The 8,557-nt window shown below is 43.6% G+C and carries 7 protein-coding genes; all 7 read left to right on the plus strand.

Features of this window, described 5'->3' with window-relative positions:
* Nucleotides 1–229: hypothetical protein (locus tag U9Q77_12115; GenBank protein ID MEA3288103.1), on the plus strand; the 229-nt coding region annotated here is incomplete at its 5' end.
* Nucleotides 226–2,319 carry a ribonuclease R gene (rnr, locus tag U9Q77_12120; protein ID MEA3288104.1) on the plus strand — a complete coding sequence of 698 codons (2,094 nt, stop codon included), beginning with the start codon at nt 226–228 and terminating at the stop codon, nt 2,317–2,319. The genes U9Q77_12115 and rnr, both read left to right, overlap by 4 nt.
* 462 nt (nt 2,320–2,781) lie before the next feature.
* Nucleotides 2,782–3,810 (plus strand): DUF4837 family protein, encoded by a 1,029-nt coding sequence (locus U9Q77_12125; GenBank protein ID MEA3288105.1) that lies wholly within the window; start codon nt 2,782–2,784, stop codon nt 3,808–3,810.
* Between the two features lie 60 nt (nt 3,811–3,870).
* Complete coding sequence (gene rfbD, locus U9Q77_12130; GenBank protein MEA3288106.1) at nt 3,871–4,764, plus strand: dTDP-4-dehydrorhamnose reductase; 894 nt, start codon at nt 3,871–3,873, stop codon at nt 4,762–4,764.
* Entirely contained in the window at nt 4,754–5,473 is a 720-nt protein-coding gene (locus U9Q77_12135; protein ID MEA3288107.1) for a polyprenol monophosphomannose synthase, read from the plus strand. Before rfbD ends, U9Q77_12135 begins: the two co-directional genes overlap by 11 nt.
* Before the next feature lie 27 nt (nt 5,474–5,500).
* Entirely contained in the window at nt 5,501–7,507 is a 2,007-nt protein-coding gene (locus U9Q77_12140) for a glycosyltransferase (GenBank protein ID MEA3288108.1), read from the plus strand.
* A gap of 1 nt (nt 7,508) precedes the next feature.
* On the plus strand, nt 7,509–8,465 hold the full coding sequence (locus tag U9Q77_12145) for an acetyl-CoA carboxylase carboxyltransferase subunit alpha (protein MEA3288109.1): 957 nt from the start codon (nt 7,509–7,511) through the stop codon (nt 8,463–8,465).
* Nucleotides 8,466–8,557: the final 92 nt, after the last annotated feature.

Consider the following 8,557-nt stretch of genomic DNA (forward strand, 5'->3'; position numbering starts at 1 on the left):
TCTGCATCTTTTACTGGGAAGTCAATCACAACTGGTGATCTTATTAGACCTGGGAATTTATTATGATTCCAAGGTGGTCAGGCATATCACTGGCTATGGCGTGGGAGTTCAGTTAAGTACAGGACGCGGTCCTCTGAAGTTGATCCTGGCTGGTCATGAGGGCCTTGGTCTTCGTAATAGTTTTTTACATATCGAATATTCCGGAAGGGTATCATGGATAGATCAATGATCAAAAAAAAGTTGCTGGATGTATTGAAACAAAATCAAGGTCGCTGGTATAAACCCAGAGCCCTGCTAAAAGCCGCTCATATCAAAGAGCAGAACTATCGGATGCTGAAGGTGGTCTTGATAGAGCTATATCGGGGAGGATTGATTGATAGCAAAGGTCGGCACCAATACGCCTATAAACCTAAACAGCAGGAAAAAACCGGGACTCTGTCAGTAACCAGCAGAGGTTTTGGGTTTGTCGAGCTGAAAGATGGGTCTGAGGTATTTGTACGAGCTCAACACATGGAACACGCCTTGCACAGGGATCTGGTAAGAGTTCGTATCCTTAAGAAACAGTCTGGGGATAAACCAGACGGTCAGATCATTGAAGTGATCCATCGTCATCAGACCCAATTTGTAGGGACCTATCAATTCGATCGGTTTGGGGAATGGGTCATTCCTGATGATAAGCGTATTCGTGTACGATTTGCAGTAGAAGAAGGTCCTCCCAACCAGGTGAAAGATGGGAATGTGGTTGCTGTGGAACTGGTGCAGTGGGAAATGGGACATCCTGAACCTTTGGTACGGATCACGGAAGTGCTGGGCTATCCTGGTGATCCTGGTCTGGATATAGCTCTGATCATCAGGCAACATGATCTGCCAACCAGGTGGACTGGTAAAGCATTGACGCAGGCGGCATCTTATTCGCAGGCAGGTATCAAGGCAGAGCTGGAAAATCGACGCGATCTGCGAAAGTTGAAGTGTTTCACCATTGATCCAGAAACAGCTCAGGATTTTGATGACGCCATATCAATTGAGGTGAAAGATGATGGTTGGGTCCTGGGTGTCCATATTGCTGATGTTTCTCATTATGTGACTCCCGGTAGTCCCATTGACCGAGGTGCCCGAAAGCGAGGGACCAGTGTCTATCTGGTAGGATCAGCAATTCATATGCTCCCGGAAAGTCTGGCAGCAGACTTATGCTCACTAAGACCAGGTATTGACCGTCTCAGTATGTCCTGTCTGATGCATATCAACCGGACTGGAAAAGTGGGCCGATACGAGATCATTCCCGCTGTCATTCGATCACAACAGCGTTTCACTTATGAAGAAGTGGAATCGATCCTTGGTGGAAAAAAGCATGAACATGCATCCCATATTCATGAAATGGAAAAATTAAGAAAAATTCTTTTCAAAGAACGAAAAGCCCGAGGCAGTATTGATCTTGATCTTCCGGAACCGATCATCAGTTTGGATGAAAAGGGCTTTCCCTATTCAATTAAACCATCCAGGCGCTTAACAGCCCACCGTCTGGTTGAAGAGTTCATGTTGATTGCAAATCGGATAACAGCAGAATACCTCGCCTTGAAATTCAAAAGGTCCCAGTTGCCGGGTTTATATCGAGTTCACGAACCACCTTCAACTGATGATCTTACAAAGCTGCAATCGATCCTGCAAAAATTAGGGATCAAACAAAAGATCACAACACCAGTCAAACCTTTGGATTATCAAAAGCTGGTTGAGGCGGTGAGAGAAAGCCCCTATCGACATTTTATTGAGAAGGTGACCTTGCGCTCCATGACCAAGGCCATCTATGCAGTCGAGAACCGGGGACATTTTGGATTGGCCTTTGCGACCTATACTCACTTCACATCACCCATTAGACGGTATCCGGATCTGGTCGTTCATCGTTTGCTGAAAGCCTATACAGGTGGTCAAAAGGATCAAGCGCTTTCAATCAAAGCTCTGGATAAAATTACAGTACATTGCTCTCAACGAGAACGGGTGGCTGTTGAGGCCGAACGCGATCATATCAAGATGAAGCAATTGCAGTATCTGAGCAAGTTGGTGGGAGAGAGTTTCGATGGAGTGATCTCCGGAGTCCTGCATTTTGGATTTTTTGTCGAACTCGCAGAAACCTTCGTTGAAGGACTGGTCCACGCCAGCAGTTTATCGGATGACTATTATGATTATGATGAAGCGCACTACAGTATGACCGGCCGTCGAACAGGCAAAACCTATCGGCTGGGAGATCCAGTCCGTATTAAAGTAACCTCAGTTTCAGTTTCAGAAGGGTTGGCTGATTTTGTGATAGCAGAAAAGTCAGTTTAAAATGATTCGGCCGCTTTCAATCCTGCACAATCTGTTCACAATTCCCGTCTTAGCCAACGAACCCTGCGACTCCACTCGGAACAGGCTCAATGAGTGTGACGATCTCTCATTTTAGCAGCACATAAGAGATCTACTCGACATAGTAAGCTGGCCTGAGATAGCCGTATGCATCAGGAGTCATCACCTCGCAGCAGTGTAAGTTCTTTTGCCACGAAGACATCCATCTTCGCTCGAAGAGCTGCGCCGGACAAGCAAAGGCTCAAAGAGCCATTCAGGGATTTTATAGAACATAGTGCCTTAGTGACTTTGTGGCTATATATGTAAAACATACTTACAGACTAACATGGCCGGTTTAATAGTAGTGTGCAAAACCTGAACATTGTCAAATATATTCCTGTATTAAGCATTGAATTTGAATAAATTTATTGCTTGTCATGATCAATTCGTTTTTGGAGAGATAAAATGAAGTTCAAACTCTTAGTAAAAATACTCGCTTTCACCGTGATAATATTATCAGTATTAACGTGTGAAAAACCAAAAGAAAATGCCATAGGCTATGATCATGTGATTACCGTTGTCTGTGATGAAGATAATTGGGAAGCCTGTGAATCAGTTTTGAATGAAACTTTGGGAAAAGTTTATAAAACTCCCCGGACTGAGAACCTATATACTTTTCACCGGATCGATGCTGAAGATCTCAGCGTGAATATTTTAAATAAGAATCTGATGATTCTGACCCGTCTTGAAGTGTATAGCGAGGTAACCCCTCAAGTACGTTCCATGTTGCCGGATTCAACGATTACGCGCATCCGGGAAGACCCCCATGGTTATTATTATCAGGAAGATGCTTATGCACAGGGACAAGCGTTACTGGTGGTCGCCGGAAAATCAGTGCCTGACCTGGCTAATCGTTTGAGAATTAATCAGGATCAGATCTTCGAATTCATTGAAAGAAAGATGTTTGAGCGAAATACAGCCTTTGTATATCGATCTGGAGAACAATCTGAACTTGCTGAGAGCTATTTCGAACAATATGGCTATTATCTGCGGATGATGCATGATTATGTTGAGATCGAGAATAGTCCCCAAAAGCAATTTGTATGGCTGGGTCGGGATTTTCCATACAGGTGGTTATCTGTCACATGGTCAACGCCTGATGACTCGACTGAGCTGGAAAATCAATTGGAAATCTTGTTGAAGAACACATTTGAAAGCAAGATGGGCAGTATCAGGCTTAATCAATCTGTTCAGACCCGTGAATCATTCTGGTTTCAACAATACGCTGCCACCAAATTCTATGGCTTGTGGGAATCCAAAGAGGAGATAAAGGGTGGGCCATTTATCGCCTATGGGTTTTATGAACCGGTCAAGGACAGGATTTACTTACTGTCGGGTGTTATCCATGCTCCCCAAAAGGACAAGATTCCATATCTACGACAGATGGAAACCATTTTCCGTACATTTAACACGGAGGTTTACCATCCTGAATAATGAGATCAGGCATGATAACCACATTGGTTATCTTAAAAATAATAGAGAAGTGACCTGCCCATGCATGTGATGATCACCGGCATTAACGGTCTGCTCAGTCAAAACCTGGTGCAGGAATTTTCACCTGATCATAAGATCAGTGGTATTGATCTGCAACCGGGTATCTATCCATCAGATCAAAATATTGGTGTGGCCCAATTGGATTTGACAGAACCAACTGAATTGGTCAGATATGTCCATGGAATTACCCCTGATGTGATCATTCATACTGCTGCTTATACAAATGTAGATCGTGCAGAAACAGAGCGGGAATTGGCTTTTGCGGTGAATGCAAAGGTACCGGGAGTATTGGCAACACTTTCCCGTGAGTTGGATATTCCCATGATCCACATTTCCACCGATTACGTGTTTAACGGAAACAAGGGTCCTTATACTGAAAATGAAAGCTGCGATCCGCGCGGTTGTTATGCTGAATCCAAGTATGCCGGTGAGCAGGCTGCCCTTGAGGCAGGTGGTCAGGTGGCAGTCGTTAGACCAAATGTGATGTATGGTCATGGTATTCAGTTAAAGAGCAGTTTTGTGAACTGGTTGATCGGTGAGTTACAACAGGGGAGACCCGTAAATATTGTCGATGATCAATATAATAACCCGACCTATGCCAGACGATTGGCCACTGTGATCCATCAGATTGTGGATAAAAAGGCCTGGGATATTTGGCACTTTGGATCCAAAGAGGTTCTTTCGCGTTATACTTTTGCGATGAAGATCGCTCATACTTTTGGGTTGCCCTCAGCCTTAATTAATGCAATTTCGACGGTCGAACTGAATCAGGCTGCACCACGACCCTTAAAAAGTGGTTTGATCTGTAAAAAAATAGAGCAGGAGTTGGATATACCCATCTTGAGCATAAGCGAAGAGCTGGATCTTTTAAAGGAAGAAATGAATGCCTCGTAATTTGACCATAATACCGACATACAATGAGAAAGAGAATATTCTCCTGGTGATAGATAAGGTTATGTCTCTGTCGGTGAAAACGGATATTCTTATCGTCGATGATGGTTCACCTGATGGTACTGGTGATCTGATCAAAGAACGCCAAAAGAATACTCCGGAATTGCATCTGATGGAACGTGAAGGCAAACTCGGGCTTGGTACTGCCTATATTGCAGGATTCAAATATGCCATTGAACATGAATATGACACAGTTGTCCAAATGGATGGTGACTTCTCCCATGATCCGGAGGTCATCGAAACATTTCTCAAGGAGATCGAGACCAATGACCTGATTATTGGTTCGCGATATTTAAATGGTATCAGCGTGGTCAATTGGCCACTTCAGCGTTTAATGTTGAGCTATTTTGCCAGTAAGTATATCCAGATCATCACACGTATGCCGATCAATGATGGGACAGGCGGTTTCAAGTGTTGGCGTGTGTCATTTCTTAAGCAGATCGAACTTGACAAAGTACGCAGTAACGGCTATTCGTTTCAGGTTGAAATGAATTACAGAGCCTGGCGTCGTGCTCCAGAGCGGGTTAAGGAAGTACCGATCTTATTTGTGGACCGCACGGTTGGACAGAGTAAAATGTCCAAAGCAATTGTCCGTGAAGCTATCTGGCGCGTCTGGTGGTTACGCGTGATGACCCTGTTTGGGAAAATATAAACTTAATTCATTCTGCATACCGGTTGTATGAAGCTCTCAATTATAATTGTCAATTACAATGTAAAGGCTTTTCTACAACAGTGTCTTGAGAGCATTTTAAGAACAACACAGGATCTTGAATCTGAGATATTTGTGGTCGATAACCATTCAGTGGATGGCAGTATCGAGATGCTTAAAGAACAATTCCCTCAGATCAAACTCATTGCTAATGCTGAAAATCTAGGTTTTGCCAAAGCTAATAATCAAGCCCTTGAACAAGCTACCGGAGAGTATGTCTGGCTTCTGAATCCGGATACGCTGGTCCAGGAGGATACTGCCGAAAAGCTTATAGAAAGCATGGAAGCAGATTCCGATATTGGCTTACTCGGGTGTAAAATACTTAATGATGACGGCAGTCTACAACTGGCTTGCCGCAGAAGCTTTCCAACACCCTGGGTAGCTTTTACAAAAATTCTTGGCTTGGCGAACCTCTTTCCAAAGTCAAAATGGTTCGGGCGTTACAATCTCACTCATCTTGATCCAGATGAAGCCTATCCTGTAGAAGCTATCAGCGGCTCATGCATGTTTATTCGGCGCAAAGCGTTGGAAGCTGTTGGCCATCTGGATGAGACATTTTTTATGTACGGTGAGGATCTGGATTGGTGCTTTCGTTTTGGGCAGGCAGGCTGGAAAGTATTCTACACACCTGAAACAAGCATCGTTCATTATAAGGGTGAGTCCTCCAAAGTCGCGGCATGGGATAGTATGACCCACTTCTATCGTGCTATGGATATCTTTGCTAAGAAACATTTCAAGTCCACCAGTCGCTTTCCTCTGCACTGGATCCTGCGTGGTGGTATTTTAATTAGATATCTATTGTCCATTATCAGTAAGCTTGGCAAGAATAGCATTGGATACATATTTGATCTTTTGGGTCTTTTAGCGATTACCCTGGCTGCTATTTATTTAAAGTTTCGAACATTTGAGGTCCTCTCTGAATACATAGTTGTGCTTCCCGTCTATTTGGGAAGCTGGCTTGCTGTGATCTCAAGTGTTGGTTTATACAGAACATACAGGTATTCAGTCGGTCGGTCTATTCTTGCTGCTACTGTGGGTTTTCTGATAAATGTGACTCTGACCTATTTCTTTCAGGATTATGCATTTTCCAGGGTGGTGATGCTGATCAGTTACATCGGAGCTCTATTCTGGATTCCGGGGTGGCGAATCATTGCCTCTTCACGTCGCACTGAGAATTTTGAATTGGGGACTCAACGTACTTTGATCATCGGTGATCTGGAAAGTGCCGGCGACATCTATTCCAAACTAATCACCAATCTTGGTTTGGGCTACACACCCATTGGTATTGTTGAGATTGAACCTTCGGAGGATCAGGATAAACGGATAATTGGCCGACTTGACGATCTATTGGATTTGGTTCAATATCATCGCATTGATGATGTCATATTTACTTCGGACAACTTTAAGTTAAAGCAGATCTTCGAATATTTACCTGCATTGAGTAGGCAGGGGGTCAAAATTAAATTGGTTCCCGGCAATTTGTCATTCATCATTGGCAAATCAACGGTAGAAAGTTTACATGCAGTACAATTCGTTGATATGGATTTTAAATATTACCATACTGGATCACGTCTTATCAAACGCCTGGAGGATTTGATCCTGGCTCCATTATTTCTGATCTTCCTGCGTCCATTTTTGGGATTTGCAGTCAGGTCAAAGGGAATGATCAAGAAGCAGATCAACCTGCTTGGTCATGAGTATGCTGTTTATTATTCGAAAACCGGTCAGGAAAACTTTTGGAGCAATTTAGGCTTGCTGCCACAGGTGATCAGGGGAAAGTTAAGCCTGGTAGGCTCTCCCCTTGAGTTGAAAGACAATGGGTGGGATGTGAAACGGGGCTTATTTAGTCTTGAATCTGTTCGAGGTGGAACTGAGCTTAGTGAAGAAGAAAGATATTCGCTCTTGAACTATTACCTCCATAACCATTCAGGTTTACTTGATCTTGAGATCATTATTAAAGCTATTTTAGGAAAATAATATGTCGAAAACAGTTTTAGATTTTGAAAAACCGATCCATGATCTGGAGCAAAAGATCATTGAAATGGAGATCCTCTCCAATAATTCGAATATGGACATGCAGAAGGGGATCAAGAAACTCCGTAAAAAGCTTGTTGAGCAATCGATCAAGATCAATAAGAATTTATCTCGTTGGCAACGGGTTCAATTGGCTCGTCACGCTGATCGTCCCCATGCTCTGGATCTGATTGAGCTCATGTGTGATTCCTGGGTGGAATTGCATGGAGATCGACTATTTGGTGATGATAAAGCCATCGTTGGGGGTATCGCTAAAATTGATGATCAGAAAATGGTGATCATTGGTCAGCAAAAAGGTCGTACCACCAATGATAATCTCTATAGAAATTTCGGTATGCCCTATCCAGAGGGGTATCGTAAAGCTCTACGTTTAATGAAGTTGGCAGAGAAGTACAATTTGCCAGTAGTTACTTTGGTTGATACTATTGGTGCCTATCCAGGTATTGAAGCAGAAGAAAGGGGACAAGCTGAAGCAATCGCCAGAAACTTGTTTGAGATGAGTCGTCTTCGAGTCCCTATTCTGGTCATTGTTATCGGCGAAGGAGCTTCGGGTGGTGCTCTTGGCATAGGGGTTGGGGATAGGCTTGTTATGCTTGAAAATACCTGGTATTCTGTGATCTCACCAGAAGGTTGTGCTTCCATTCTCTATCATGATGCCACCCAGAAGAAAAAAGCAGCTGAAGCCATGAAAATCACCGCTGAAGATCTGCTTCAGATGGGACTAGCAGATCGGATCATTGCCGAACCACTTGGGGGTGCCCACCGCAATCACAAAGAGACAGCATCAATCTTAAAGAGTGTGATCAAAGAAGAATTGCATGACCTGTCAGCTACTACGGTTAAGGAACTTCTTGAGCACAGGGCCACAAAAACTGAAAGTATGGGTGTCTGGGAAGACTGAGGTAAGACCGTGCATGTTTTTGTAAAATCAAATGGTAAGCAAGCCAGGATTCCACGATCATTTAAACAGGTGATGGATCAGCAGTGGGAGGG

It is taken from the genome of Candidatus Neomarinimicrobiota bacterium, from assembly GCA_034716895.1.
GTDB lineage: Bacteria > Fidelibacterota > UBA8477 > UBA8477 > JABMPR01 > JABMPR01.

Excerpts from the sequence above, each read along its gene's own strand:
- rnr (MEA3288104.1), top strand. The coding sequence starts at position 226 with ATGATCAAAAAAAAGTTGCTGGATGTATTGAAACAAAATCAAGGTCGC.
- U9Q77_12125 (MEA3288105.1), top strand. The coding sequence starts at position 2,782 with ATGAAGTTCAAACTCTTAGTAAAAATACTCGCTTTCACCGTGATAATA.
- rfbD (MEA3288106.1), top strand. The coding sequence starts at position 3,871 with ATGCATGTGATGATCACCGGCATTAACGGTCTGCTCAGTCAAAACCTG.
- U9Q77_12135 (MEA3288107.1), top strand. The coding sequence starts at position 4,754 with ATGCCTCGTAATTTGACCATAATACCGACATACAATGAGAAAGAGAAT.
- U9Q77_12140 (MEA3288108.1), top strand. The coding sequence starts at position 5,501 with ATGAAGCTCTCAATTATAATTGTCAATTACAATGTAAAGGCTTTTCTA.
- U9Q77_12145 (MEA3288109.1), top strand. The coding sequence starts at position 7,509 with ATGTCGAAAACAGTTTTAGATTTTGAAAAACCGATCCATGATCTGGAG.